This window comes from Streptomyces bicolor, from assembly GCF_000719285.1.
GTDB classification, from domain to species: domain Bacteria; phylum Actinomycetota; class Actinomycetes; order Streptomycetales; family Streptomycetaceae; genus Streptomyces; species Streptomyces bicolor.
The window spans coordinates 101,352-127,931 of the sequence record NZ_JOFS01000004.1; the positions used below are offsets into that span (position 1 = coordinate 101,352).

Annotated in this window: 24 protein-coding genes and 1 riboswitch; of the genes, 11 read left to right on the plus strand and 13 right to left on the minus strand. The window is 69.4% G+C overall.

The features are described 5' to 3' along the window. Window positions 1-22 precede the first annotated feature (22 nt). A riboswitch (cobalamin riboswitch) is annotated at window positions 23-162 on the minus strand. 52 nt (window positions 163-214) lie between these two features. Beyond that, entirely contained in the window at window positions 215-721 is a 507-nt protein-coding gene (locus tag IF78_RS0105665; protein WP_031479442.1) for a GNAT family N-acetyltransferase, read from the minus strand. Window positions 722-865: 144 nt separating this feature from the next. Here IF78_RS0105665 and IF78_RS0105670 point away from each other — a divergent pair, with 144 nt between their 5' ends. Then, window positions 866-4,474 carry an NACHT domain-containing protein gene (locus tag IF78_RS0105670; RefSeq protein ID WP_031479444.1) on the plus strand — a complete coding sequence of 1,203 codons (3,609 nt, stop codon included), beginning with the start codon at window positions 866-868 and terminating at the stop codon, window positions 4,472-4,474. Between the two features lie 42 nt (window positions 4,475-4,516). Here IF78_RS0105670 and mctP read toward each other — a convergent pair whose 3' ends face one another. The 5 genes from mctP to IF78_RS0105695 all read right to left on the minus strand — a co-directional run bounded on the left by mctP (window position 4,517) and on the right by IF78_RS0105695 (window position 9,696). Further along, window positions 4,517-6,115, minus strand: coding sequence for a monocarboxylate uptake permease MctP (gene mctP / locus IF78_RS0105675; protein ID WP_031479446.1), 1,599 nt, complete (start codon window positions 6,113-6,115; stop codon window positions 4,517-4,519). Next, window positions 6,112-6,378 carry a DUF3311 domain-containing protein gene (locus IF78_RS0105680; protein WP_031479448.1) on the minus strand — a complete coding sequence of 89 codons (267 nt, stop codon included), beginning with the start codon at window positions 6,376-6,378 and terminating at the stop codon, window positions 6,112-6,114. The genes mctP and IF78_RS0105680 overlap by 4 nt, the downstream gene beginning before the upstream one ends. A 139-nt stretch (window positions 6,379-6,517) precedes the next feature. After that, window positions 6,518-6,733 carry a YbdD/YjiX family protein gene (locus IF78_RS0105685; protein WP_031479450.1) on the minus strand — a complete coding sequence of 72 codons (216 nt, stop codon included), beginning with the start codon at window positions 6,731-6,733 and terminating at the stop codon, window positions 6,518-6,520. Continuing rightward, a complete protein-coding gene (locus tag IF78_RS0105690; RefSeq protein ID WP_037639751.1) occupies window positions 6,687-8,843 on the minus strand; it encodes a carbon starvation CstA family protein in 2,157 nt (718 codons plus the stop codon). Before IF78_RS0105690 ends, IF78_RS0105685 begins: the two co-directional genes overlap by 47 nt. A gap of 88 nt (window positions 8,844-8,931) precedes the next feature. Continuing rightward, window positions 8,932-9,696 (minus strand): GntR family transcriptional regulator, encoded by a 765-nt coding sequence (locus tag IF78_RS0105695; protein WP_031479454.1) that lies wholly within the window; start codon window positions 9,694-9,696, stop codon window positions 8,932-8,934. A gap of 318 nt (window positions 9,697-10,014) precedes the next feature. Between IF78_RS0105695 and IF78_RS0105700 the strand changes: the two genes are divergently transcribed. From IF78_RS0105700 to IF78_RS0105725, 6 genes are all read left to right on the plus strand, one after another. Beyond that, a complete protein-coding gene (locus IF78_RS0105700; protein WP_031479456.1) occupies window positions 10,015-11,292 on the plus strand; it encodes an extracellular solute-binding protein in 1,278 nt (425 codons plus the stop codon). 108 nt (window positions 11,293-11,400) lie between these two features. Further along, on the plus strand, window positions 11,401-12,387 hold the full coding sequence (locus tag IF78_RS0105705; RefSeq protein WP_031479458.1) for a carbohydrate ABC transporter permease: 987 nt from the start codon (window positions 11,401-11,403) through the stop codon (window positions 12,385-12,387). A gap of 2 nt (window positions 12,388-12,389) precedes the next feature. Next, window positions 12,390-13,220, plus strand: coding sequence for a carbohydrate ABC transporter permease (locus IF78_RS0105710; RefSeq protein ID WP_031479460.1), 831 nt, complete (start codon window positions 12,390-12,392; stop codon window positions 13,218-13,220). Window positions 13,221-13,229: 9 nt separating this feature from the next. Next, window positions 13,230-14,711, plus strand: coding sequence for a glycoside hydrolase family 3 protein (locus IF78_RS0105715; RefSeq protein WP_031479462.1), 1,482 nt, complete (start codon window positions 13,230-13,232; stop codon window positions 14,709-14,711). An 85-nt stretch (window positions 14,712-14,796) separates the two neighbouring features. Further along, window positions 14,797-15,045, plus strand: a complete 249-nt coding sequence (locus IF78_RS0105720; RefSeq protein WP_031479464.1) for a helix-turn-helix transcriptional regulator — start codon at window positions 14,797-14,799, stop codon at window positions 15,043-15,045. After that, a complete protein-coding gene (locus IF78_RS0105725; RefSeq protein ID WP_031479465.1) occupies window positions 15,042-15,572 on the plus strand; it encodes a hypothetical protein in 531 nt (176 codons plus the stop codon). The genes IF78_RS0105720 and IF78_RS0105725 overlap by 4 nt, the downstream gene beginning before the upstream one ends. 107 nt (window positions 15,573-15,679) lie before the next feature. Here IF78_RS0105725 and nagB read toward each other — a convergent pair whose 3' ends face one another. Next, the gene (gene nagB / locus IF78_RS0105730; RefSeq protein ID WP_031479467.1) at window positions 15,680-16,465 is read right to left on the minus strand and encodes a glucosamine-6-phosphate deaminase; all 786 of its coding nucleotides are present in this window, start codon (window positions 16,463-16,465) and stop codon (window positions 15,680-15,682) included. Window positions 16,466-17,034: 569 nt separating this feature from the next. Between nagB and IF78_RS0105735 the strand changes: the two genes are divergently transcribed. After that, on the plus strand, window positions 17,035-18,123 hold the full coding sequence (locus tag IF78_RS0105735; protein ID WP_031479469.1) for an SIS domain-containing protein: 1,089 nt from the start codon (window positions 17,035-17,037) through the stop codon (window positions 18,121-18,123). Between the two features lie 122 nt (window positions 18,124-18,245). Here the strand turns inward: IF78_RS0105735 and IF78_RS0105740 are convergent, their stop codons facing one another. Further along, window positions 18,246-18,998, minus strand: coding sequence for an SDR family oxidoreductase (locus tag IF78_RS0105740; protein WP_031479471.1), 753 nt, complete (start codon window positions 18,996-18,998; stop codon window positions 18,246-18,248). A gap of 323 nt (window positions 18,999-19,321) precedes the next feature. On the opposite strand from IF78_RS0105740, the gene IF78_RS0105745 reads away from it, so the two are divergent. Both IF78_RS0105745 and IF78_RS0105750 read left to right on the plus strand, forming a co-directional pair. Then, window positions 19,322-19,942, plus strand: a complete 621-nt coding sequence (locus IF78_RS0105745) for a TetR/AcrR family transcriptional regulator (RefSeq protein ID WP_031479473.1) — start codon at window positions 19,322-19,324, stop codon at window positions 19,940-19,942. A gap of 422 nt (window positions 19,943-20,364) precedes the next feature. Continuing rightward, window positions 20,365-21,831, plus strand: a complete 1,467-nt coding sequence (locus IF78_RS0105750; protein ID WP_031479475.1) for a sensor histidine kinase — start codon at window positions 20,365-20,367, stop codon at window positions 21,829-21,831. Between the two features lie 207 nt (window positions 21,832-22,038). Here the strand turns inward: IF78_RS0105750 and IF78_RS0105755 are convergent, their stop codons facing one another. Both IF78_RS0105755 and IF78_RS0105760 read right to left on the minus strand, forming a co-directional pair. Further along, window positions 22,039-22,296 (minus strand): WhiB family transcriptional regulator, encoded by a 258-nt coding sequence (locus tag IF78_RS0105755; RefSeq protein ID WP_003992873.1) that lies wholly within the window; start codon window positions 22,294-22,296, stop codon window positions 22,039-22,041. A gap of 332 nt (window positions 22,297-22,628) precedes the next feature. Beyond that, on the minus strand, window positions 22,629-23,597 hold the full coding sequence (locus IF78_RS0105760) for a diacylglycerol/lipid kinase family protein (protein WP_031479481.1): 969 nt from the start codon (window positions 23,595-23,597) through the stop codon (window positions 22,629-22,631). A 298-nt stretch (window positions 23,598-23,895) separates the two neighbouring features. On the opposite strand from IF78_RS0105760, the gene IF78_RS0105765 reads away from it, so the two are divergent. Next, a complete protein-coding gene (locus IF78_RS0105765; protein WP_031479483.1) occupies window positions 23,896-24,357 on the plus strand; it encodes a hypothetical protein in 462 nt (153 codons plus the stop codon). A 58-nt stretch (window positions 24,358-24,415) separates the two neighbouring features. Here IF78_RS0105765 and IF78_RS0105770 read toward each other — a convergent pair whose 3' ends face one another. The 3 genes from IF78_RS0105770 to IF78_RS0105780 form a co-directional block, all read right to left on the minus strand. Continuing rightward, entirely contained in the window at window positions 24,416-25,546 is a 1,131-nt protein-coding gene (locus tag IF78_RS0105770; protein WP_078662321.1) for an RNA polymerase sigma factor SigF, read from the minus strand. A gap of 17 nt (window positions 25,547-25,563) precedes the next feature. Continuing rightward, complete coding sequence (locus IF78_RS0105775) at window positions 25,564-25,977, minus strand: ATP-binding protein (RefSeq protein WP_004925829.1); 414 nt, start codon at window positions 25,975-25,977, stop codon at window positions 25,564-25,566. A gap of 271 nt (window positions 25,978-26,248) precedes the next feature. Further along, on the minus strand, window positions 26,249-26,509 hold the full coding sequence (locus IF78_RS0105780) for a UBP-type zinc finger domain-containing protein (protein WP_031479489.1): 261 nt from the start codon (window positions 26,507-26,509) through the stop codon (window positions 26,249-26,251). Between the last annotated feature and the right edge of the window lie 71 nt (window positions 26,510-26,580).

The window sequence follows — 26,580 nt, forward strand, 5'->3', positions numbered from 1 at the left end:
ACGTCAGTGCGCACCGGCCGGGTGGCCGGGCGCGCTGTCGGCAGGTCCTCGGACTGACTCCTGTGCAGGGCGGTTCAGGGAACAGACATGCACAAGTACACCGTTGCGGGACAGTTCCGGATTCGCACCGGATTCCCCTGCGGCGACAGCGAGGATGAGCATACATCTTGTGCTCACCCGCCACGCCACCCCCAGATGTTGTGTCGTGGTGGTTTCAGAGCGTCAACTCGTAGGTGAGGAGAGTGATGTCGTCGAGGTGCGGGATCGGATTCCAGTCCCGATCCGGTGTGCGAACGAAGCCCAGACGTTCGTAGATGCGGTGGGCGCCGTGCATGGTGCGCTGGGTCGACAGAACGATGCGTACACAGCCTTCCGTGGACCGTGCGCGGTCGATGCAGGCGCGGACGAGGGCCTCGCCGGCGCCCCGGCCGCGTGCCTCCCGCGAGACCGCCAGCATGCGGATCTCCGCCTCGCCGGGGCCGGCTATGTCGGCCATGGGGCCGCCGGACGGGACGAAGGTGACGCCGCCGACGACGCGGCCGTTCTGTACGGCGACCAGTACCTCGGCGGCGGCCGCGCGCTTGGCCACGTCCTTGAGTTCGCCGAGGTACTCGTCGCTCTCACCGAAGTCGAGGAGGCCGTCGTGGAGGTAGGCCCGGGCGGTGATCTCGCCGAGGGTGTCGTATTCGCCGGGTTCCACATGCCGGATCACGAGGTCCATGGGCCCGAGTCTGCCGGACCGGCATGACCGCGGCCTGGGGTTTTCGCCGGGTTGCGGGGCGTTCCCGGAGTGCTTTCCATGGAGGTAGACGCCGGTGCCCGCGGTCCCTTCGTTTCGAGAGCCTTCTCGGAAGGAGACGCAACGATGACCAGGGTCGTCCGGCACCCGCCCGGCAAGGAGCGGCCGCGCAGCGCGCCGATGGCGACGCTGGCACCGAGACGGGCGGGCAGCTGGTTCAGACGCGGGTTCGTCGGCCACTGGCACACCCTGACGATCCGACTGGAGGCCCGCCGCGGCGCGACCCGCTCCAAGAAATGGCGCCGTTGGATCTCCTACACCAACGTCACCCGGACCATCTGGGTGGTGGCCGCGCTCGCGTTGGCCGCCTGGGCCGTGCAGGGCCTGTACATCGTGATCACGAGCAGCACGACCGGCTTCGAACAGTGGCGGCAGGACGCCGCGGGATTCGACGTCGTGATGCGCTTCGTCGGCCCGGTGCTCACCGCGTCGATCGCCGCCACGCTCTTCCTGTTCTGGTGGTACCGCTGGACCAAGCGGCGTTACCTCGCCAAGGCACGGGACGACCCCCGCCGACTGGTGCTCACCGCCGGACCGGACACCGCCGAGATCGTGGGCCGGGAGGAGATCGCCCAGGTCATCGCCGAACGGTTGCGGGAGCGCGACACCCGCCGGCCCTATCTGCTGGTCGGCGGCATCGGTGTGGGCAAGACCGCCGTCCTGGTACGGCTCACCGAACTGCTGGCCGAGCAGAACGCCGTGCCCGTGCCGATCCGGCTGCGGGACGCGACCGGCGACCTGAACTTCGAACGCATGGCCAGACAGCGTTTCGCCGACGAGGCCCCCCGGGGCATCCTCGCCCGCAGCAAGACCGACCGGGTCTGGCAGCAACTGCTCGCCGACGACAAGCCGGTCGTCATCGCCGACGGGCTGGAAGAGGCTCTCCTCGGCGACGGCCTCCAGCAGAACCGGGACAACATCATCCGGCGGGCCATCGAGCGCGCCCACGCGGAGAAGCTGCCCCTCGTCATCGCCTCCCGGCCGCACAGCCCGCTGGAGAGCACCTGTGCCGCGATCGTGGAGCTGGAACCGCTGAGCGAGGAGGAGGCCCTGCGCTTCGTCGAGGCGCACGTCCCGGAGACGGACGAGCGACGCGTGGACTGGATCGTGGAGACGGCGGAGGTGACCGAGTCGCCCGTCTATCTGCAGATCGCCCGTGAACTGCACTGCCACGGAGCCCTGGAACACGACCGGCCGGACAACGATCCGCAGCAGATGAACACCCGCAGCCGGGACCGCGGCACACTGCGCCTCTGGCTGCTTCAGACGTGGGACGAAGCGCTGTGCGAGGGCCGGCTGCGCGAGGGTGTCGCGCTGTCTCCGCAGGCACGCCGCGACACCCTCGAAGTGGTCTCCGCCCTGGCCTGCGTCGGACTGCTCCAGGACAACCTGGAGGTCGGCTTCGGGGAGCTGCTCGACACGGATGTCCACCCCGGTCCGGCGCGGCGTGCGCAGGCCCGGGCCGGGCATCTGTTCACCAGCCGGCGGGGCTTCGACCGGTACGGCAGACGTGGGAACGACTTCTCCGAATGGCACCGGCAACAGATCTGGAATGTGCTCCGCGAGCGGCTCGGCGGTGAGGAGAGGAGGCGGCTGCACGGCGGGAACGTGGACCAGTGCCGGGCCGCCCTCGCCCGCTTCGCGAGCAACGCGGACAAGCTCGCGCTGGTGGAGGGATTCGAGCGGAGGGTCCGCTTCCCGCACAGCATCATCCAGGCCTACTTCGGCTACCGCGTTCTGAGCCACCTGGGCGAGCGGGCCGCCGGAGAGCTCGTCGAGCAGGCGCTGCAGCCGCCCGGCCCCAGCCGCGAACTGCTCATCGCCCTGGTGCTGTTGTCCCGTCGGCGGGCGGCGGAGCGCAGGGCACGCGGGGGCGGTGTCCGCGACGAGGTGAAGAGGGAGATCGAGGAGCGGGTGCGTCAGTCACCGGTGCGCGGGCACACCCTGGCCCACCGGCTCTGCAAGGCCGCGAACCGCCGCACGGGCGATTCGAAGGCACTCGATCTCTACGCGGCCGCCGTGGAGATCGAGAGCGTGGAGGACGACCCGAGACTGCTGGGCGCCATCCTGGACAGGGTGCGGGAGAGCTGGGCCGGCTTCAGGGGAGACCGGCGCTCTGTGGAGGACGCGAAGCTGAGGCTGCTCAAGCAGATCGGGGCCGCGCTGCGGAGCGTCTCGGACAGGATCGACACCACCCCGCTGTACGAGCACCTCTTCGAGATCGGCGTCGAGGACTCCTCCTACTCCATACGCCTGGCCGCGGCCCAGGAGTTCGGTACCGGCGGCAACCCGGCGTTCGCCGTGATCCGCGGGCGGGTCGGGGTGAACACCGACCCCGTGCAGGAGTACGCCGACAGGCTCGGCGAGCTGAAGGCCTGGAAGCGGAAGGAGTACGAGAAATGGACCGAGCGCATGGGCCGGGCGAGGGCCGTCGGCGTGCGCTCGCGGGCCGCGTCCGACCGCATCGGCCGACTGCAGCAGTACCGGCGGAAGATCAACCGGGACTACCGGCACAAACGGGTCGCTCTCTTCCGGGAGTTCGTGATGCGGGCCTGGATGATCCCCATGCTGCTGGGCTCCGTCGACGAGGCCCACCGCGACGAGGCCCGGGAGCGCCTCACCCGCTGGCTGCGCCACCTGGACCCGAAAGCCACCGGCGGCGTCCCCGACCTGCCGCTCGCCCTCGAGGCCGCGCTGGCCCAGGGCTTCAAGTACGCGGCCAACCGGCGCAAACGGCACCCGCACGCCTACCCGGGCGGCCGAGCCGACCTGATCCGCCAGGCCGAGACCGTGCTGCAGCAGTCCCGCTGCTGGTATGCGCAGCTCATCCTGCTGCAGGCGCTGTGCCTGTGGGAACTCCCGGACAGCGTGGGCGTCCATGACCAGGAAGGGCACGCGGCGGGCAGGAACAACCGCGACGGCGCGCGCGAGCAGTCCCGGAGGATGGGCGGGACGACCGCCATACAGACGGTGCAGCGCTGGCTCTCGATGGCCGGCACGGTGAACAGCGCACCCGGCCGTTCCGGGCTGAACGGCGACTCGCCCCGGCGTCCCCTGCACCCGTTCGTCGCCGAGGCGGGCGACCTGGTGGCCCTCGCGCTGGAGACCGGGCAGCCCGAACGCTTCCTCTGGATCGACGAGAAGGGCGTGGCCGACAACGTCGGTGCGCGCACCGGCAATCCCGAGGGTTACCGCAAGCACAACCTGTGGATCCCGCCCTCGGTCGGCTGGAGCACCCTCGACGCCCGCGCCCAGCGCCTCGTCGCCGACGTCCTGGTGATGCTGAACCTCATCGAACGGGACGGGCACCCGGACGAGGTCGAGGAGCGGATGGCCCGCGTAGAGCAGCCGGGGATGCCGCTCCCGCCGTGCATCCGCAGCGACCGCGGCCCGCTCCGCCCCGAACTGCGGGCCGGCGTCTCGGACCCGCCCACACCGGGCGCCACCTGTCTGCCCGACTGCACGTTCCAGCTCTGCCCGTATCCGCCCCGGGGGTGCGTACCGCGGGGCGAGATCCGCGAGCCGTTCTGCCGCCAGCAGCAGGCTCTGCTGCCCGGACGCGTGCGCCGCCACCTTCCCAGGGTGCTGCGCCGCAAGACACCGCACTGGGTCAGCATGCGCGTCCGGGAACTCGACGGCTTCTGGCACGAGATGGCCGGGCGCACGCGCAGCTAGTGCGGTACGCCCGGCCTTCGAGCGGATGAGCCGGCGGATGAACTAGTGGGTCGCCGCCGGTAGTTCCGTCTTCACTCCCGGATCGCCCGCGTCCGCCGTGTAGTCCTCCGGCCTCGTCTCGTCGACGCCCTCCGGAGCCTTCGCCGCCTTCAGGACGAAGGTCAGGACGACCGTGACCACGACGTTCAGGACGAACGCCGTCAGGCCGATGTAGCCGATCTCGCCGATGCCGGGGATCTCCGCCGACGAGCCGCCGAAGTGCTTCTGCGCCGGAGTGGAGACGTTGTACGCCGCGATCGTGCCGTAGATCATGCCGACCGCCCAGCCGGCGAGCAGCGCCCAGCGGTGGAACCAGCGGGTGAACAGGCCGCCGACCAGAGCCGGGAAGGTCTGCAGGATCCAGATGCCGCCCAGCAGCTGGAAGTTGATCGCGACCGTCTTGTCCATGGTCAGGACGAAGACCAGCGCGCCGACCTTCACCAGGAGCGAGACCAGCTTGGAGACCTGCGTCTCCTGCTTGGCTGTCGCGTCCGGCTTGATGAAGTCCTTGTAGATGTTGCGGGTGAAGAGGTTCGCGGCCGCGATGGACATGATGGCCGCGGGGACGAGGGCACCGATGCCGATCGCCGCGAAGGCGACGCCCGCGAACCAGCTGGGGAACATGTCCTCGAAGAGCTGCGGGATCGCCAACTGCGGGTTGTCGACGGTGACCGCCGCCGCGATCGCCATGAAGCCCAGCAGGGCGAGCAAGCCGAGCATCAGCGAGTACAGCGGCAGGATCGTCGTGTTGCGGCGGATCACCTCACGGCTGCGCGAGGACAGCGTCGCCGTGATCGAGTGCGGGTACATGAACAGCGCCAGCGCCGAGCCGAACGCCAAGGTGGCGTACGTCCACTGGCCCGCCGCGGGCGGGATCAGCCCTCCCGTACCGGCATCCGTGTACTTCTTGTCCGCCGCGGCGAAGATCTCGTCGAACCCGCCCAGCTTGATCGGGATGTAGATGATCGCCACCGCGATGACGATGTAGATCAGCGTGTCCTTCACGAACGCGATCAGCGCCGGGGCGCGCAGGCCCGAGGAGTAGGTGTACGCCGCCAGCACGCCGAAGGCGATCAGCAGTGGCAGGTCCTTGATGAACCAGTTCGTGTTCTCGCCGCCGCCGACGCCCATCACGTCCAGCACGGCCTGGATGCCGACGAGCTGCAGCGCGATGTACGGCATCGTCGCCAGGATGCCGGTGAGGGCGACCGCCAGCGACAGGCCCTTCGAGCCGAACCGGCCGCGCACGAAGTCCGAGGTCGTCACATAGCCGTGCTTGTGCGACACCGACCACAGGCGGGGCAGGAACGTGAAGATCAGCGGGTAGACGAGGATCGTGTACGGCACCGCGAAGAAGCCGGCCGCGCCCGCCGCGTAGATCGCCGCGGGTACGGCGACGAAGGTGTACGCCGTGTACAGGTCGCCGCCGAGCAGGAACCAGGTGACCCAGGTGCCGAACGACCGGCCGCCCAGGCCCCATTCGTCGAGGCTGTGCTCGTTCTCGGCCTTGCGCCAGCGCGCGGCCAGGAAGCCCATGACCGTGACGAGCAGGAAGAAGAAGATGAAGACGGCGAGTGCCACGCCGTTCACGCCGTCGTTCACTCCGACGCACCGCCCTTCCGTGCGGCGCGGGCGCGCTGGTCACGCTGCCACAGCTTGTACGCGACCATCGTCAGCAGCGTGGAGACCAGGACCCACAGCATTTGGTACCAGTAGAAGAACGGGATGCCGGCCAACTCCGGATCGGTCTTGGCGTACGACCCGACCCACAGCATCGCCACGAAGGGCGCGCCGAGGCAGAGCGCGATGACGACCCGCACGGGTGTCACCACCGGCCCTCTGTTCACCTCTGAGGCATCTGACATCTGACGGCTCCGTCCCCTCACTGATCACCTGAGAAACGCGCAGGCAATGTAGGTGACGGTGCAACGACAGCGGAAGCCCCTGTCCGCATATCGGATGTGGAGGGTTGGTGTGCACGGCAGCGATGCGTGTCGCATGCGCTCAGCAGCAGCGGAACCCCTGACGCGGATCCGCCTCCTGACGGTCTGTGCGCATCCGCTCGAAGTCGCGCCGGGAGGGCACGCTCGCGTCCGGGTGGTCGCGGCGTACATGCGCGACATAGCGGTCGTACGCCGACTCGTCGGTCAGCTCACGCACGTACCAGCGCAGGCTACTGAGCACCCGCCGAAGACCGACTGCCCGCCGAAGCGACCGCACGGCGTTCCTCCTCCTTCTCCTCCTTGGTCGGGAACAGCCCTGCCGGAGCGGTGATCCTCGACTCGACGTACGGCGCCTCGCTGAGCGTGGACAGGGCCGGACGGCGCACATGCCTGACGCAGACGCGGGTCGCGTCGACGATCACGACGACGATCAGGAGTGCGAGCACCGCGGAGAGGACGCCGTCCACCGTGGAGTTGGTGACCACGGTGTGCATGTCGTCCATGGTCTTGGCGGGCGGCAGGACCTCGCCGCGGTCGATGGCGTCCTGGAAGACCTGACGCTGCTTGAAGAAGCCGACCTTGGGGTCGCTGGAGAACACCTTCTGCCAGCTGGCGGTGAGCGTCACCGTGGCGTCCCAGGCGAGCGGAACCCCGGTGATCCAGGCCCACTTGAGGCGTCCCGACTTCACCAGCAGGGTCGTGCAGACGGCGAGGGCGACGGCCGCGAGCAACTGGTTCGAGATGCCGAAGATCGGGAAGAGCTGGTTGATGCCGCCGAGGGGCTCGTGGACGCCCACCCACAGGAAGTAGCCCCACAGGCCGCACACGATCGCGCTGGTGATGACCAGGCCGGGCTTCCAGCTGACGTTCCTGAAGGGCCGGTGGACGTTGCCCAGCATGTCCTGGAGCATGAACCGGCCCACGCGCGTGCCGGCGTCCAGCGCGGTCAGGATGAACAGCGCCTCGAACATGATCGCGAAGTGGTACCAGAAGGCGCGCAGGCCGTCGCCGGTGACCTGGGAGAAGATCTCCGAGACGCCGATCGCGAGGGTGGGCGCACCGCCGGTACGCGAGAGCAGGGACGCCTCCTCGACGTTCTCCGCGGCCCGCGCCAGCGCCTCGGGGGTGATCTGATAGCCCCAACTCCCCACGACCTGCGAGGCGTTCTGCACCGTGTCCCCGATGACCCCGGCGGGCGCGTTCATCGCGAAGTACAGGCCGGGGTCGATGATGCTCGCCGCCACCAGCGCCATCACGGCGACCGACGACTCCATCAGCATGGAGCCGTAGCCGATCATCCGGACCTGCGTCTCCTTCTGGATCATCTTCGGCGTCGTACCGGACGAGATGAGCGAGTGGAAGCCGGACAGCGCGCCGCAGGCGATGGTGATAAAGACGAAGGGGAAGAGCGAGCCCGCGAAGACCGGGCCGTCGCCGCGTGAGGCGAAGTCCGTCACCGCGTCCATCTTCAGCGTCGGCAGGGCGACGACCACGCCGAGGGCGAGCAGGAAGATCGTGCCGATCTTCATGAAGGTGGACAGGTAGTCGCGCGGCGCCAGCAGCATCCACACCGGCAGGATCGAGGCGATGAAGCCGTACGCCACCATCCAGACGACCAGTGACGAGGGCGCGAGGGTGAAGGTGTCGGCCCATGACGACTCGGCGACCCAGCGGCCCGCGACCAGGGCGAACAGCAGCAGGGCGATGCCGATCAGCGAGACCTCGGCGACCCGGCCGGGGCGCAGGACCCGCAGGTAGAAGCCCATCAGCAGGGCGATCGGGATGGTCATCGCGATGGAGAACGTGCCCCACGGGGACTGCGCGAGGGCGTTGACGATCACCAGGGCCAGCACGCCGAGCAGGATGATCATGATGGCGAAGGTGGCGATCAGTGCGGCCGCGCCGCCGAACGGGCCGATCTCCTCGCGTGCCATCTGGCCGAGCGAGCGTCCGTCCCGGCGGGTGGAGAAGAACAGCACCACCATGTCCTGGACCGCGCCCGCGAAGATGACGCCGGCGATGATCCAGATCGTGCCGGGCAGATAGCCCATCTGCGCGGCCAGCACGGGCCCCACCAGTGGTCCGGCGCCCGCGATGGCGGCGAAGTGGTGGCCGAGGAGGACGCGGCGGTCGGTGGGGTGGAAGTCGATGCCGTTGTTGAGGCGTTCGGCCGGGGTGGCTCTGGTCTTGTCGACTTTCAGGACCTTGTACGCGATGAACTTGGCGTAGAAGCGGTAGGCGATCGCGTACGAGCCGAGGGCGGCGGCGACCATCCAGGCGGCGGAGACCTCCTCGCCGCGGGAGAGCGCCAGTACGGTCCACCCTGCCGCACCGACGAGTGCGACGAGGCTCCAGACGACGATGGTTCGGACGTTCGCGGTACGCACCGGGTTGTCCTCCCGTCCATGCGGCGACGGGAGGACCGTAGAGCAGGAGCGGCAGTTGCGCTACACCGCGTGCAGTATGCGAAGGGGCCTAATCCTGGGGACGCTTGAGGCGCGCCACGAACTTGTAGCGATCCCCCCGGTACACCGACCGCACCCACTCCACCGGCTGCCCCTCCCGGTCCAGCGAGTGCCGGGACAGCATCAGCATCGGCAGGCCCACGTCGGTGCCGAGCAGGCCGGCCTCTCGCGGGGTGGCCAGGGAGGTCTCGATGGTCTCCTCGGCCTCGGCGAGATGGACGTCGTAGACCTCGGCGAGGGCGGTGTAGAGGGAGGTGTACTTGACGAGGGACCTGCGCAGGGCCGGGAAGCGCTTCGCGCTGAGGTGGGTCGTCTCGATGGCCATCGGCTCGCCGTTGGCCATGCGCAGCCGCTCGATGCGCAGCACCCGGCCGCCGGCCGTGATGTCGAGCAGGTCGGCGAGGCGGTCGTCGGCGGTGATGTAGCCGATGTCGAGGAGCTGCGAGGTCGGCTCCAGGCCCTGGGCTCGCATGTCCTCGGTGTACGAGGTGAGTTGCAGCGCCTGCGAGACCTTCGGCTTGGCGACGAACGTGCCCTTGCCCTGGATGCGCTCCAGGCGCCCCTCGACGACGAGTTCCTGCAGGGCCTGGCGGACGGTCGTGCGGGAGGTGTCGAACTCGGCGGCCAGCGTGCGCTCGGGCGGGACCGGGGTGCCCGGGGCCTGGGTCTCCGTCATGTCGAGGAGGTGCTTCTTCAGGCGGTAGTACTTGGGCACGCGGGCGGTACGGACAGTGGCGCCGTTCTCGTTCTCCGCACTGCTGACGTCGGTGCTCATGCTCCGCCTTCCCGGCCCCGGATGGGACTCACATCGTGATCCCTTCTATATACCGGTGGCGCTTCGCTTGGTCTAGTCCACAGCACTGAGTGGTCTAGCCGACGAGATTACTCCGGTGCCGCTGTTTTCGCTGGCTTCTTACTTAAAGGTTCTTGCATATGTAGGTCGCATAACGGCTGGTCAGAGCCCATACGACCCCCCTTGACAGGCGTTTTGGTCTGGTCCAAGCTCCCCGTACTGGTCTACACCATTGGTCCAGGTCCCGGCCCAACGCTCGTGCGGGGAGGCAGGGGGTGTGGCATCCCTGAGGAGGGTGGCGTGAAGCGCAAGCTGATATCCGCGATCGGTGTCGCGGGCATGATGATCTCCCTGGCGGCATGCGGGGGCGACAACGGGGACGGCGGGGACAAGGCAGGCGCCGACGGCTACGCGGGCGAGACGCTCACGGTGTGGGTGATGGACGGCTCGTCCCCGGACCAGTGGCAGAAGGACGTCGCCGCGGCCTTCGAGAAGCAGACCAAGGCGAAGGTCAAGTTCGAGGTCCAGCAGTGGAACGGCATCCAGCAGAAGCTGACCACCGCCCTGTCGGAGGAGAACCCGCCGGACGTCTTCGAGATCGGCAACACCCAGACTCCGGCCTACGCCAAGACCGGCGGCCTCGCCGACCTCGCCGACCTCAAGACCGAGATCGGCGCCGACTGGACCGAGTCGCTCAACGAGTCGTCCATCTACGACGGCAAGCAGTACGCCGCCCCGTGGTACTTCGCCAACCGCGTCGTCCTCTACAACAAGAAGATCTGGGCCGAGGCGGGCATCAAGGACACCCCCAAGACCCGCGACGAGTTCTACGCGGACCTGAAAACGATCGGTGAGAAGACCGACGCCGAGCCCATCTACCTGCCGGGCCAGAACTGGTACCACTTCGTCGGCCTGACCATCGGTGAGGGCGCCGAGCTGGTGAAGAAGGACGGCGACAAGTACGTCTCCAACCTCGCCGACCCGAAGGTCGCCGCCGCCATGGAGACGTACAAGAAGTTCCAGGCCCTGTCCAAGGCGCCCAAGGACAAGGACGAGGCCACTCCGCAGCAGGGCGAGGTCTTCGGCAAGGGCAACGTCGGCGCCTTCATCGGGATGGGCTGGGAGGCCGGCATCGCGATCGAGGCCAACAAGAAGATCGAGAAGGAGATCGGCTACTTCACCATCCCGGGTGCCACGGCCGACAAGCCCGAGGGCGTCTTCCTCGGCGGCTCCAACCTCGCGGTGGCCGCGGGCAGCAAGAAGCAGGAGCTGGCCAAGGAGTTCCTGAAGATCGCCCTGTCCGACAAGTACGAGGGCGAGCTGGCCAAGCTCAACGGCGTCATCCCGAACAAGGAGTCGCTGCAGAGCAACCTCAAGGGCAACGTCGTCGCCGAGGCCGCGGCTCCCGCCGCAGCGGGCGGTGGCACCACGCCGCTGATCCCCGAGTGGGCGGCCGTGGAGAACGCGCCCAACCCGATCAAGACGTACATGACCGCCGTGCTGAACGGTAAGTCGCCGGCCGAGGCGGCGGCGCAGGTCGAGGACGAGTTCAACAAGCGTCTGGCCCAGCAGCAGTAGCAGTAACGGCGCCGGGTTCGCGCCGGGGCGGGGGATGCGCGTGACGTCCCCCGCCCCGGCGACCGTACGCGGGTCCACGTACGTAGGTCGAGAAGAGAGATCGCGAGCATGACCGTGCAGACCGAACGGCCGCCCTCCGGCCCGGTGGACGTGGCCAAGAGGGATGAGAGCGGGCCCGCCGGACCGCGGCCCCGAGCCGCGTCCCGCGCCGCCGCGCTCACCCCGTACCTCCTGCTGCTGCCGGCCTGCGCGGCCACCGTGCTGCTGCTCGGCTGGCCGCTGCTGAAGGACGTCCTGCTGTCGTTCCAGAACCTCAACATGGCGCAGCTGATCCAGCACGTCACCGAGTGGAACGGCATCGACAACTACAAGGAGGTCCTCACCGGCGAGGACTTCTGGCGCGTCACCCTGCGCTCGATCCTGTTCACGGCGGTCAACGTCGTCCTGATCATGATCCTGGGCGCCCTGGTCGGGTTGCTGCTCGCCCGCCTCGGCAAGCGGATGCGGGTCATGCTGCTGATCGGGCTCGTGCTGGCCTGGGCGATGCCCGTGGTCGCCGCGACCACCGTCTACCAGTGGCTGTTCGCACAGCGCTTCGGCGTCGTCAACTGGGTCCTGGACAAGCTGGGTTGGCACTCCATGGCCGACTACAGCTGGACCAGCAGCCAGATGTCGACGTTCTTCGTGGTCACTGTCCTGATCGTCTGGATGTCGATCCCGTTCGTCGCGATCAACCTGTACGCGGCCACGACCACCATCCCGGGCGAGCTCTACGAGGCCGCGTCGCTGGACGGCGCGGGCGCGTGGAAGAGCTTCACCACGGTGACGCTGCCGTTCCTGCGCCCCTTCCTCTACGCCACGACGTTCCTGGAGATCATCTGGGTCTTCAAGGCGTTCGTGCAGGTCTTCACCATCAACGGCGGCGGCCCCGACCGGCTCACCGAGATCCTGCCCGTCTACGCCTACATCGAGGGCGTCGGCAACCAGCACTACGGCATGGGCGCCGCGATCGCCGTACTGACCATCCTGATCCTGCTCGGTCTGACCGCCTACTACCTCAGGATCGTGCTCAAGCAAGAGGAAGAGGAGGTCTAGCGGTGAAGCGCTCGCTCTTCGGCCGCCTGTGGCCCAACGTCACGGCCGTCGTCCTGTTCATCGGCTTCGTCTTCCCCGTGTACTGGATGTTCGCCACGGCCTTCAAACCGACCGGCGACATCATCTCCGAGGACCCGGTGTGGTTCCCGACCGACGTCACCTTCGAGCACTTCAGGAAGGCGACCGGCGTCGACCACTTCTGGACGTACGTCTCCAACTCGCTGATCGTCACGCTGTGCGCGGTCGGCTTCGCCCTGGTCGTCGCGCTGGCCGGCTCCTTCGCCCTCGCCCGGATGCGGTTCAAGGGGCGGCGCGGCTTCGTCATCGGCTTCATGATGGCCCAGATGGCACCCTGGGAGGTCATGATCATCGCGATGTACATGATCGTGCGGGACGCCTCGATGCTGAACAGCCTCGTCCCGCTGACGGTCTTCTACATGATGATGATCCTGCCCTTCACCATCCTGACCCTGCGCGGCTTCGTCGCGGCGGTGCCCCGGGACCTGGAGGAGGCCGCGATGGTCGACGGCTGCACCCGCGCCCAGGCCTTCCGCAAGGTCATCCTGCCGCTGCTGGCGCCGGGCCTGATGTCCACGTCCCTGTTCGGCTTCATCACCGCATGGAATGAACTGCCGCTGGTCCTGGTGCTGAACAAGGAGGCGGAGGCGCAGACCCTGCCACTGTGGCTGTCCAGCTTCCAGACCGCCTTCGGCAACGACTGGGGCGCCACGATGGCGGCGTCCTCGCTGTTCGCCGTCCCGATCCTGATCCTCTTCGTCTTCCTGCAGCGCAAGGCTGTCAGCGGCCTGACGGCCGGCGCCGTGAAGGGATAACGCCACCCGATGACGACAATCGCCAGCGGCACCGACACCCTGACGCGCGACGCGCTGACGGTCCTCCAGCCCGGCTTCACCGGCACCACCGCCCCCGACTGGCTGCTGCGCCGCCTCGGCGAGGGCCTCGCCTCCGTCGGCCTGTTCGGCCGCAACATCGCCTCGCCCGAGCAACTGGCCGCGCTGACCGCCCGGTTGCGCGCCGAGCGCGACGACGTGCTGGTCGCGATCGACGAGGAGGGCGGGGACGTGACCCGCCTGGAGGTGCGCACCGGCTCGTCCTTCCCCGGCAACCACGCGCTGGGCGCGGTGGACGACGTGGAGCTGACGCGGGAGGTGGCCTCTGAGCTCGGCCGCCGTCTCGCGGCCTGCGGGGTGAACCTCAACTGGGCGCCGTCGGCCGACGTGAACTCCAACCCCGCGAACCCGGTGATCGGCGTACGCTCCTTCGGCGCCGACCCCGCCCTGGTCGCCCGCCACACCGCGGCCTACGTCACCGGCCTGCAGTCGGCGGGCGTGGCCGCCTGCACGAAGCACTTCCCGGGCCACGGTGACACGGCGGTCGACTCCCACCACGCCATGCCCCGCATCGACGCGGACGCCTCGGTCCTGGCCGACCGTGAACTCGCCCCGTTCCGCGCGGCGATCGCGGCCGGCACCAGGGCGGTGATGAGCGCGCACATCCTCGTCCCCGCGCTGGACACCGACCATCCGGCGACCCTCTCCAGCCCGGTCCTGACCGACCTCCTGCGCGGCGAGCTCGGCTACACCGGCCTGATCGTCACCGACGGCATGGAGATGCAGGCCATCGCCGCCACCTACGGCATCGAACGCGGCAGCGTCCTCGCCATCGCGGCAGGCGCGGACGCGATCTGCGTCGGCGGCGGCCTGGCGGACGACGAGACGGTACGGCGCCTGCGAGACGCCCTGGTCACGGCGGTCCGCTCGGGCGAACTCGCCGAGGCGCGGCTGGCTGAGGCGGCGGAGCGGGTCCGCGAACTGGCCCGCTGGACGGCGGCGGCCCCGGCGGCCGAGGGTGAGGGGCGGACGGACATCGGTCTCGTCGCCGCCCGTCGCGCCCTGAAGCTGACCTCCACGTCGCCCTTCAGTCCCCTCACCGAACCGCCGTACGTCGCCGCCTTCACCCCGGTCGCGAACATCGCGGTCGGCGATGAGACCCCGTGGGGCGTGGCAGCGGAGCTGACCCGTCTGCTCCCCGGCACGGAGACGGGCAGCTACACGGGGGACGGCGCGGGCCGAGCTGCCCTCGAAGCGGCCGGTGGCCGGCGCGTGGTGGCCGTGGTCCGCGACGAACACCGCCACCCCTGGATGGCCGCGGCCCTGGGCACCCTGCTGGAGTCCCGCCCCGACACGATCGTCGTCGAGATGGGCGTCCCCCAGGCGTCCCCGCGAGGTGCCCTGCACATCGCCACGCACGGTGCGGCCCGCGTGTGCGGGCGGGCGGCGGCGGAGGTCATCGCGGGGGAGTGAGGACGCCGCGGCGTCACGCGAACACGACCCCGCTCGCTCTGTTCGACGGTTGCAGCCCTGCTCATGAATGTAGTACTTCTTATACATGAGCGAGCAGGTGCACAACAGGTTGGCGATGGTGCGTGCCGAACGCAAGGTGTCGCGCCAGAGCCTGGCCGAGGCAGTGGGAGCCCACTACCAGACCATCGGCTACATCGAGCGGGGGCAGTACAACCCCAGCCTCGACCTGGCGTTGAAGATCGCGAAGTTCTTCGATCTGCCGGTCGAGGCGCTGTTCTCCCTCGAACCGTTCCGCCCGCTCACGGACGAGGTCTACGGGAGGAAACAGTCATGACGACGACGCGGATGACGCGCTACGACCGGAGCATGCTGCGGTTGATGAACGATCGCCGGGGGTGGCCGCTGCACGCCACGGCCGCGCGCAGGCGGTCGGTCGTCGCCGCGCATGTCGTGCTCACCGCGGCCATCGTGGCGCTGGTCGGGCACTTCTGCCTCTCGCGGGCGGAACCGACCTGGGCAGCCGTCGTCGTGGCGGTGCTCATCCTGCCCTGGATGGTGGCGACGGGCGTGATCAACAGCGCCACCCGAGGCCTGCTGGAACTGCGCGAACGCGCCCTGGACGAGCGGCAGCTGGCCGAACGCAGCCGGGTGCTCGCCCGCGCCCACCGTCTGATGACCTGTCTGCTGGCCGGGGCCGTGGTGGGCCTGCTGGCGGCCGGCGCCGCCGGCGGTGACGCCCTTCGCGTCTACTCGGCGCCCGCCCTCGCCGCCGTCCTCGTGGTCCACTGGCTGATGCCGCTGTGGGTGGCCGGCCTGACCGCTCAGGACGAGCCGGCCGAGGACGAGGCGGTCACTCTCTGACACGGGTTCAGCGGGTTCATAGGGGAGGGCGCCTGCGGCTGGATCCACCGCCGAAGGCGCCCTCCCGCGCAGGGTCCGCCTGCGTGCCCGGCCCGAGCCGAGAGACCCTAGATCCCCTGCCACTCCGGCTTGTTGGCGTAGGTGTGCCGGAAGTAGTCCGCCAGCTTCAGCTTCGACGCGGCGGCCTCGTCGACGACGACCGTGGCATGCGGATGCAGTTGCAGCGCCGACGCCGGGCAGACGGCGGCGACCGGCCCCTCGACGGTCGCGGCGACCGCGTCCGCCTTGCCCTCACCGGTGGCCAGCAGCACCAGATGCCGCGCTTCCAGAATCGTGCCGATCCCCTGCGTGATCACGTGATGCGGCACCTGCTCGATGTCCCCGTCGAAGAACCGCGCGTTGTCGACCCGGGTCTGCTCGGTCAGCGTCTTGATCCGCGTCCGCGACGCCAGCGACGAGCACGGCTCGTTGAACCCGATGTGCCCGTCGGTCCCGATCCCGAGCAACTGCAGATCGACACCCCCGGCCTCGGCCAGCGCAGCGTCGTACGCCTCGCACGCCCCCTGCACGTCCTCGGCCGTACCGTCCGGCCCCATGAACGCGGCCATCCCGATCCCGAGCGGCTCCAGCACCTCCCGCCGCAGCACCGACCGGTACGACTCCGGATGCTCGGCGGGCAGCCCCACATACTCGTCGAGCTGAGCGATCCGCGCCCGCGAGGTGTCCACGGAACCGGCGCGCACCTTGGCCGCGAGCGCCGCGTAGATGGGCAGCGGCGTCGACCCGGTGGCCACACCGAGCACGGCGTCGGGCTTGCGCCCGAGCAGCTGGGCCATGGCCTCGGCTATCAGCTCGCCACCCGCCTTGGCGTCCGGAACGATGACAACTTCCACGCTGGGCCTGCCGATCTGAAGAGGGACTCGAAGGGCGCCCTGAACTGGGGCATGTGGTTTAGACCAATCTAACAGAGCGGGGCTCACGGGCCCAGATGAACTCAAGCCCCGCGCACAGTTCCAAAGACCGTCGGGCAGGCGTCATTCCCCGTGGGGGAGTGGAATGGAGACTGACCGTCCCCAGCGACAGGCGCACTGCGCCCGGGCACGTCGTTCGCCACGAGGAACTGAGGCCGCCATGTCGAGCTGAGCCGCGATGTGGGGCTGCGCCGCGAGGCTGAAGGTGAGCCGCGATGTGGGGCTGCGCCGCGAGGCTGAAGGTGAGCCGCGATGTGGGGCTGCGCCGCGATGTGGGGCTGCGCCGCGATGTGGGGCTGCGCCGCGATGTGGAGCTGCGCCCCGTGACGAGCGAGCCGCGCCCCGCACGCCGAGCGCCGGACTCGGCGAGCCGGCACGCCGAGCGCGAGACTCGGGTACGGCGAGCAGCGCGCCACGCCGGCGAGCAACGCGCCCCGGCACGGCGAGCAGCGAGAGCCACGTACGACAAGCGCGAGAGCAGGAAGGGCCCCATGACCACCTCGACCCCGTACCCTCCCGACCCGCACGCCCCCCACAACGACGCACCAGGCCGCATCATGGCCCGCGAGATGGCCGAACAGCCCACCGTGCTGCGCCGGATCCTGTCCGACGGCGCCCTCGCCATCCGCAAGGTCGCCCAGGAGATCGCCGCCCGCGCGCCCCGCTTCGTCCTGCTCACCGCCCGCGGCACCTCCGACAACGCCGCGCTCTACGCCAAGTACCTCCTGGAGATCCGCCTCGGCCTGCCCTGCGGCCTGACGTCGATGTCGACCACCACCGCCTACGGTGCCCGCCCCGACCTCACCGATGTCCTCGTCATTACCGTCAGTCAGTCCGGCGGCTCCCCGGACTTGGTGGCCTCGACCCGGGCCGCCCGCGAGGCCGGCGCGATCACGCTCGCGGTGACCAACAACCCCGACTCCCCGCTGGCCGCCGTCTCCGAGTACCACCTCGACATCATGGCCGGACCGGAACGGGCCCTCCCCGCGACCAAGACCTATACGGCCTCCCTACTCGCTCTGTACCTCTTCGTCGAAGGCCTGCGCGGCGGCGACACCACCCCCGCCCATGTGCTCCCGGACCTCGCCGGGCAGCTGCTCGCCCGGCAGGACGAGGTCCGCACGCTCGCTGCCCGCTACCGCTTCGCCGAGCGCATGGTGATCACTTCCCGCGGCTACGGCTATCCCACGGCCAAGGAAGCCGCCCTCAAACTGATGGAGACCAGCTACATCCCGGCGCTCGCCTACTCCGGCGCCGATCTGCTGCACGGCCCGCTGGCCATGGTCGACAACGTCTCCCCGGTCATCGCGGTCGTCACCGACGGCAAGGGCGGCGAGGCCCTCCAGCCCGTCCTCGACCGACTCCGCGGCCGCGGCGCCGACCTGGTCGTCATCGGCCCCCGGCACCAGGTCGAACAGGCCTCGGCCGGCTTCGTCCTGCCCACCGGGGACGTGGCCGAGGAAGTCCAGCCGATCCTGGAGATCCTCCCGCTCCAGCTCCTCGCCTACGAGGTCACCATCGCCCGGGGGCAGGACCCGGACGCGCCCAGGGCGCTGGCGAAGGTGACGGAGACGCGCTGAACACGGGCGCCTGGAGAACAGGCGCAGAGCCCCACCGTGCACCGTCGAGGGCGCGCCGATGCCAAGCGACTCGAGGGATCTCGAGGGATTGCGCCGAGCCCAATTGCCCACGACGCGGCGCACTACGTCAGCGAACCCCCGGTGGCGTCCACCCAGCTCCCCGTCACCCATCGCCCCGCGTCCGACGCCAGGAACGCCACCACGTCGGCGACGTCAGCCGTCTCGCCCACCCGGCCGAGCGCCGATATCGCGGCGGCCTGCGTCCACCCGTCCTCGGTCCCGTACAGAAACTCGGCGGTTTGGTCCGTGTCGATGACCCCCGGCGCCACCGAGTTCACCGTGATTCCGCGAGGGCCCAGCACCTTGGACAGGTCACGCGTGAAGACGTCGAGCGCCCCCTTGGTCATGGCGTACGCCATCTTGTCCGGCATCACCGCGGTGCGCGCCAGTCCCGAGGAGATGTTGATGATCCGCCCGCCGTCGCGGAGTCGGCCGAGGCCGCGCTTGACGATGAAGTGGGGTGCCTTCACATTCACCGCGAAGACCTTGTCGTACTCCTCCTCGTCGATCAGCTCAAGAGCCGACGACGTGCCGATCCCCGCGTTGTTGACCAGGACGTCCACCCCGTCCGCGTGCCGGTCGAACTCCTCCCACAGCGCCTCCGCGTCCCCCGGCAGCCCCAGCTCGACGCCGATCGCGAACGCCGAGCCGCCCGCCGCCTCGATCGCCGCGACCGTCTCCTTCGCCGCCGCCTCGTTACGGCCGTAGTGCACGCCGACCCGGGCGCCGTCCCGCCCCAGCCGCTCGGCGATCCCCCGCCCGATTCCCCTGCTCGCTCCCGTGACCAGAGCCGTCCTGCCCGCAAGCGCACCCATGCCAGGCGCCCCCTTCACAATTCCATAGTGGTCGCTACAAAAATGACCGTAGATCACGCCCCCTTCATTTGTCTAGCGTCCGCTATAAAATGCACTCCATGGTGAGCAGCAAGGAGACCGAGGAGGCCGAGCTGAGCGGACCGGCCCGGGAGGCCGGCCTGATGAGGAGGACTGGGCTGACGGGGAAGGCCGGGCTGACTCGGGAGGCAGGGGCGACTCAGCAGGTCCGGGTCCGGGAGGCCGGAGAGGTCCCGGAGGCGGGAGAGGCTGTGGAGACGGGGGAAGCTCTGGAGACCGGAGAAGCCGTTAAGCCCCGGGAGACTGTGGTTGCGGGCCCGCAGACGCGCCCCGGGCCCAAGCGCCGTGGCCGCCCCCGCTCCTTCGACCGCGAGACCGCTCTGGAGAAGGCCCTCCTCGCCTTCTGGGAGCACGGCTACGAGGCGACCTCCGTCTCCGACCTCACGCGTGTCATGGACATCGGCGCCCCGAGCCTGTACGCCGCCTTCGGCGACAAGCAGTCCCTCTTCGAGGAGGTCGTCCGCGTGTACGGCGTGCGGTACGGCTCGTTCACCGATCGCGCCCTCACCGAGGAGTCCAACGCCCGCGCCGCCGTGGCGCGGATGCTGCGCGAGGCCGCCTCGGAGTACACCGATCCGGCCCACCCGCACGGCTGCCTCGTCGTCCACGCGGCGACCAACTGCTCGACGCCCGAAGTGGAGGAGTCCCTGCGGGTGCGGCGCAACGCCAACATCGCCGCCATCCGGAGCCGTATAGAAGCGGACATCGCCACAGGTGCCCTCCCCGCCCATGTCGACGCTGCCGCGCTCGCCCGGCACGCCGGCGCGATGATCCAGGGCATGTCACAACAGGCGCGCGACGGGGCGAGCCGGGAGGAACTGGAGGCACTCGCGGAAATTGCCATGGCCAACTGGCCCCGCACATGAACCCACACGGGTTAGGCTGCGTGGTGGATACCAGGGCGTCCTACTAGTTCTCCGACCGGTCGGGGCCCGCGAAGAAGCGCCAACAGTAAACACGCTCCAACGCATGGACACACAAGAGTGGTCTAGTCCACAATGCGAAGGAGTGCGTAGGAGAAGAACGCACCGACTTCCGCCTTCCCCGCACAGGAAGGCGGACCGAGGAACCGGAGCTCTCTGCCCTGACTGCCCCGGCTCCTCATCCTCGGCCGACCGGGACCGCACACCCCACGGCCGATATTGCTCCGGGCTGCGGTGCCGGGAGGGTTGAGGGTCCCTCTCAGGCGCCGCGGCCCGCGGGTGTTCTCGGGCCCGCAATCGCCTCCGGGGATGGCTGGTTTCGAACCATGTCCGTACCGGCAGGTACGCTCGGCCACGTGCCCTCCATGAACGAACTCGTACGCCAGCACACGGCCCTCGACGACTCCGACCTCGAGTGGCTCCACCTGCTGGTCTCGGAGTGGCAGCTGCTCTCCGACCTCTCCTTCGCCGACCTCGTCCTGTGGGTCCCCACCAGCGACGGCACCCGCTATGTCTCCGTGGCGCAGATGCGGCCCAACACCGGCCCGACCTCGTACCAGGACGACATGGTCGGCCACCTCGTCCCGCGCGGCCGCCGCCCGATGCTGGACGCCGCGCTCGACGAGGGCCGCATCGTCCGGGAGGGCGACCCCGAGTGGCGCGAGGAGGTGCCGGTCCGCGTCGAGTCGATTCCGGTACGACGGGACGGGCGCGTCCTGGGTGTCATCGCCCGCAACACCAACCTGCTCACCGTCCGCACCCCGAGCCGCCTGGAGTTGACGTACCTCCAAAGTGCCTCGGATCTCGCGCAGATGATCGCGGCCGGCGCCTTCCCGTTCGCCAACCAGCAGGTGGACATGGACGCCTCGCCGCGCGTCGGTGACGGCCTGATCCGCCTGGACGCCGAGGGCGTCGTCCAGTACGCCTCCCCGAACGCGCTGTCCGCCTACCATCGCCTCGGTCTCGCCGCCGACCTCCTCGGCCACCACCTGGGCAAGACCACCGCCGAACTCGCCCCGACCCGCGGCCCGGTGGACGAGGCGCTCGCCAAGGTCGCCAGCGGCTGGGCGCCCCGCAACTTCGAAATCGAGTCCGAGGACGGGGTCATCCAGTTCCGGGCGATCCCGCTCAGCCCCAAGGGCACCCGCATCGGTTCGCTGGTCCTGCTCCGGGACGTCACCGAACTGCGCCGCCGCGAGCGCGAGTTGATCACCAAGGACGCGACCATCCGGGAGATCCACCACCGGGTGAAGAACAACCTCCAGACCGTGGCCGCCCTGCTCCGCCTTCAGGCCCGGCGCATCGAGTCCGACCGCGGCCGCGAAGCCCTCGAAGAGGCGGTACGGCGGGTCGGCTCGATCGCGATCGTGCACGAGACGCTCTCCCAGAACCTCGACGAGCGCGTGGAGTTCGACGAGATCGCCGACCGGGTGCTGGCCATGGTCGCCGAGATCTCACCCGGCAAGGTCGCCGGCCGGCGTACCGGCCGCTTCGGCATCCTGGACGCCGAGGTCGCCACCCCGCTGTCGATGGTCCTGACCGAGATCCTCCAGAACGCCCTGGAGCACGGCTTCCGCGAGGGTGAGACCGGCACCGTCGAGGTCACGGCGGTCCGTGGCGGTACGACGAAGCAGGCTCGCCTCCTGGTCACGGTCCAGGACGACGGCGTGGGCCTCCCCGAGGGCTTCGACCCGCACACCGCGGGCAACCTGGGCCTGCAGATCGTACGGACCCTGGTGGAGGGCGAGTTGGGCGGCACGTTCGACATGGTCCCGGCGCCGGAGCGGGGGACCCGGGTGATCCTCGACATTCCGGTGCGGGGCCACAAGTAGGCGCGGGCGGGGGGCCAACGCGGTGGGCGGACACGGGCGGTGGGCGAACAGCAAAGAGCCCCAGCCCGTTCAGGGGGCTGGGGCTCAACATGCTCGTTGCCAGCATTCGCTGCGCATCGGGGGTACTGCGCGCTGCGGCTCGGGGGCGGGAGATGCGTACTCGCTGTACGCGCCGCCAAGCTCAGGCTGTTTGCGGGGCGGGTGTTGTCAGGCGGAGGCCTGACGGGCCCGGTTGCGGGCGGCGCGGCGCTTCATGGCGCGGCGCTCGTCCTCGCTGAGACCACCCCAGACGCCGGAGTCCTGACCGGACTCGAGCGCCCACTGCAGGCACTGCTCGATAACCGGGCAGCGACGGCAGACGGCCTTGGCTTCCTCGATCTGCAGCAGCGCAGGACCGGTGTTGCCGATGGGGAAGAAGAGCTCGGGGTCTTCCTCGCGGCAAACGGCGTTGTGACGCCAGTCCATGGCTGCTACCTCTCCTTGGTTCTCCTGTACGTAGTTACGTGCAGGGTGCTTGTGAATGTGAACGCTTTCACGAATCCCTCAACAAGTGAAGGGCCTACCACCAGTTCCCTGGCGTGGGTCCTGTGAGTTGAAGAGGGGTTCCGGTGATCAGTGGAGGCCGGTCTTGCGGGCCGTCCCGATCGCCACGTAGAGACTCGCAAACCTCAGCGACGGATACAACCCCTTCCGGAAAGTTTTTTTTGATTCCTCGGTGTCGACTAGGTCACAGCCGTACTTCCATGGGGTGGATCCTGGCCTAAACGTTCGAGTGAAAGGATTTTGGCCCATTCCGCTCACACAATCACACGCAGTGCACGGCGTACGCCTGTGAACGTCACGCTCGTACGCAGCCCGAGGTGGTCGCCGTCCATCTGAAGGGGCAACGGGACCTTCGAATGCAAGGTGAACTGGTCCAGGTCGTGCAGGGAGACGGCGTGCTTGCCATGGGGGCCACGCTCGGGGGACGAAGTGAGCAACTGGGTGCCATATCGGGCAACCGCGGCGGTCGTCATTCGGCTGAGACCGAGTACGTCGAGGCCCTTATCGAACGAGGCCTTAGGTGACGCGTACATCGGGTGATTGCCCAAGAAGGTCCACGGGGACGTGTTCGAGACTATGGAGAGGACCAGATCGGTCACCGGCTCCGCGTCCGGACGCTCCAGGGTGATCGTCCCGTGGCGGCGGTGCGCCTCGCCGAAGAACTGGCGCAGGGCCTGGCGGACGTAGAGAGCGTGTGTGGATTTTCTGCCGCGCTCGCGCTGCTGCTCGACGCGTCCGACCACGCCGGCGTCGAAGCCGAGGCCCGCGTTGAAGGTGAACCAGCGTCCCGGCACGGCCTCGTCGTCCGTGCCCGGGGTGCCGGTGGTGAGGCCCAGGCCGACCGTATGCTCGCTGCCCTCGCGTAGCGCGTCGAGCAGGGCGCCCGTCGCCTCCACGGCGTCGTTGGGCAGGCCGAGGGCGCGGGCGAAGACGTTGGTGGAGCCGCCGGGGACCACGGCGAGGCGGGGGAGGTGGTCCGGGTCGGGTCCGTTGTGCAGCAGTCCGTTGACGACCTCGTTCACCGTGCCGTCGCCGCCGAGGGCGACCACCAGGTCGACGTCGTCGCTCTCGGCCGCCTGCCGGCCCAGGTCGCGGGCGTGACCGCGGTACTCGGTGGTGACCGCCTCGAGTTTCATCTCGCTGGCGAGCGCATGGATCAGGACATCGCGCGTACGTGCGCTTGTGGTGGTTGCCGCCGGATTGACCACGAGAAGTGCACGCATGACTGGCAGCGTACCTACTGGGGGGTACCGGGCACAGGTCGAGGTTGGGATCTGGTAAGAGATCGGGCGTGAGCCTCGACACGGGGTGACTGCGTCGGCTGGACCGCGGTTCTTGGGCCGCAGGTTTTCTTGGTGCCCGGCGTTGGTGTTGCCGTCGACCGGGGGCTGCCGCCCCCAGACCCCTGCTTCGGCCCCGAAAGGGCCTTGTCCTCAAACGCCGGACGGGCTGAATGCGGGACCGGCGATTGAGAGGTGAAGCCCGGACGAGGGCGATATCCCGGAGGGCTACCCTTCTGGGGTGACCAAGGAGCAGAATCCCGCCACCCCCGAGACCGCCGGTCCGCGTCCGCGGCGGCTGACGTACGCGGCGGTGCTCACCGCACTGGAAGGGCTCGGCCTTGCCGCCGGCGGCCTGTGGGTGCTCGTGCTGGGGCTTGCCGGTGACCCGGATGACCGGCAGCAGGCCGTCACGCTCGGGGTGACGCTCGTCGCGCTCGCCCTCCTGCCGTTGCTCGCCGCGCGGGGGCTCTTCGCTCAGCGCAGCTGGAGCCGGGGGCCGTCCGTCATCACGCAGATCATGGCGCTGCCGGTGGCCTACAGCCTGCTGCAGGCCGACAGCATCGCCATCCCGGCGGGGATCGCGATCGCGGTGGTCGCGGTGACCACGCTCGTGCTGCTGATCAACCCGGCCACGACCCAGGCCCTTGGCATCCGGGGGCCCGGCCGCGCACAGGATCAGGAACAGAAGCAGAAGCAGTGACCGGTTCTGGAGGAGCCGTCACAGCTCGGGCCCGGGACTCATCGCCCAGGCCCGACCGTCACTCCTCCACCAGCAGCTTCTCCCGCAGCTGAGCCAGCGTGCGGGCCAGCAGCCGGGAGACGTGCATCTGGGAGATGCCGACCTCCTGCGCGATCTGCGACTGGGTCATGTTGCCGAAGAAGCGCAGCAGCAGGATCCGCTTCTCGCGCGGCGGAAGGTCCTCGAGCAGCGGCTTCAGGGACTCGCGGTACTCGACGCCCTCCAGCGCCTCGTCCTCCGCGCCGAGGGTGTCCGCGACCGCCGGGGACTCGTCGTCCGTGTCGGGGACGTCCAGGGACAGCGTGGAGTACGCGTTGGCGGACTCCAGGCCCTCCAGAACCTCCTCCTCCGAGATCGACAGCTTCTCGGCGAGTTCATGGACGGTGGGGGAGCGGCCGTGCTGCTGGGACAGCTCGGCCGTGGCCGTCGTCAGGGAGAGGCGCAGTTCCTGGAGGCGCCGTGGCACCCGGACCGCCCAGCCCTTGTCGCGGAAGTGCCGCTTGATCTCGCCGACGACCGTCGGGGTCGCGTAGGTCGAGAACTCGACGCCGCGGTCCGGGTCGAACCGGTCGACCGACTTGATCAGGCCGATGGTGGCGACCTGCGTGAGGTCGTCGAGCGGCTCGCCGCGGTTGCGGAAGCGGCGGGCGAGGTGCTCGACGAGCGGCAGGTGCATGCGGACCAGCTGGTTGCGCAGCTCCGCGTACTCCGGGCTGCCGTCCTTCAGGTTGCGCAGCTCGACGAACATGGCGCGCGCCCCGCTGCGGTCCTGAGGGTCGTGCTGCGTGGCCTGCACGCTGTGCGCGCCCATCGCCTCGTCCTCGGCGTTTCGCTCGTGCTCGCTCATCGTCCTGCCCGTCGCCCTCTCCCGAGCCCTCGCCCCTGCTCGGGCCGGGGAGACCCCCGTCCGCCCGCCCAGAGGCGCGCCCCGCACGGCACCTTCGTCATCCCGTCCGTCGGCCAGGAGACCCGCCTCCACGGAGTCGTCCTCCGGGTGCGGTCGAGCCTGCTCGGGGATGCCGTCGATGCCGTCGACCATGCGTCGGGATCCGCTCGGGCCGCTCGGACCCGCCCCCAGGCTCTCGGCTCCGTCCGAGCAGGGGGGAGTGCTCTCCGGCAGCTCCCGTGTGCCGCGCTCTTCGTCCCGCACCGGCCCGTCCCCGTTCCTCACGCCGGCCCGGGTCCCGCGCCGCGCTGTTTGTAGAGGCTGATCGAAACGGTTTTGTCCTCGTCCACGGCGGAGGAGACCTTGCCCGCCAGGGCGGACAGGACGGTCCAGGCGAAGGTGTCCCTGGAGGGGGCGTGGCCGTCCGTGGTCGGGGCCGAGACGGTGACTTCGAGTGAGTCGTCGACCAGCCGGAAGACGCAGCTGAGCACCGAGCCGGGCACGGCCTGCTGGAGCAGGATCGCGCAGGCCTCGTCGACCGCGATGCGCAGGTCCTCGATCTCGTCGAGGGTGAAGTCCAAGCGGGCGGCGAGGCCGGCAGTCGCCGTGCGCAGCACCGACAGGTAGGCACCCGCAGCCGGCAGCCGGACTTCCACGAAGTCCTGGGTCGCGGGCTCGCCTGCGATCTGGGACACCCTCACCTCCAAGGTGGTACAAGCTATCTCGGGGCCGAGGGTCGCCCCCCGGGGTAACGCGATGTGTGGTTCAGCGGTGACGCTATCGCGCTGCGAACTTTCCTGTCCCCAGGACCCCAACCCCTTGCTGTCACTCATAGTAAACACACGGATACGCTCCGTGGCTAGGGGGTCTGCGGGCCCAATTGGGAAGAGCGCGCGCCGGTTTGACGTACCCAGGCGTCAGACGGTCGAACCGTCCGGATCCCCGGTCGTCCAGCGTACGTCCCCGTCACACGAGTACGTGGTCCACGAAGCACCAGCGCCACGCCTCGCCGGGCTCGAACGTCCGCATGACCGGATGCCCGGACTCCTTGTGGTGTTCCGTGGCGTGCCGTCCCGGCGAGGAGTCGCAGCAGCCGACGTGACCGCAGGTGAGGCACAACCGCAGCTGCACCGGGTGCGCCCCGTCCGCCAGACACTCGGGACACGTCTCGCTGAGCGGACCGGGTTCCGGGTGCGGCAGCGCGTCGGCGTGCGTGCACTGTTTCATGATTGCCAGGTTACGACGGCCACGCGCGCGAGGGCGCGGAAAAATCGAGGGCGGGCAGCGGCGACGATGTA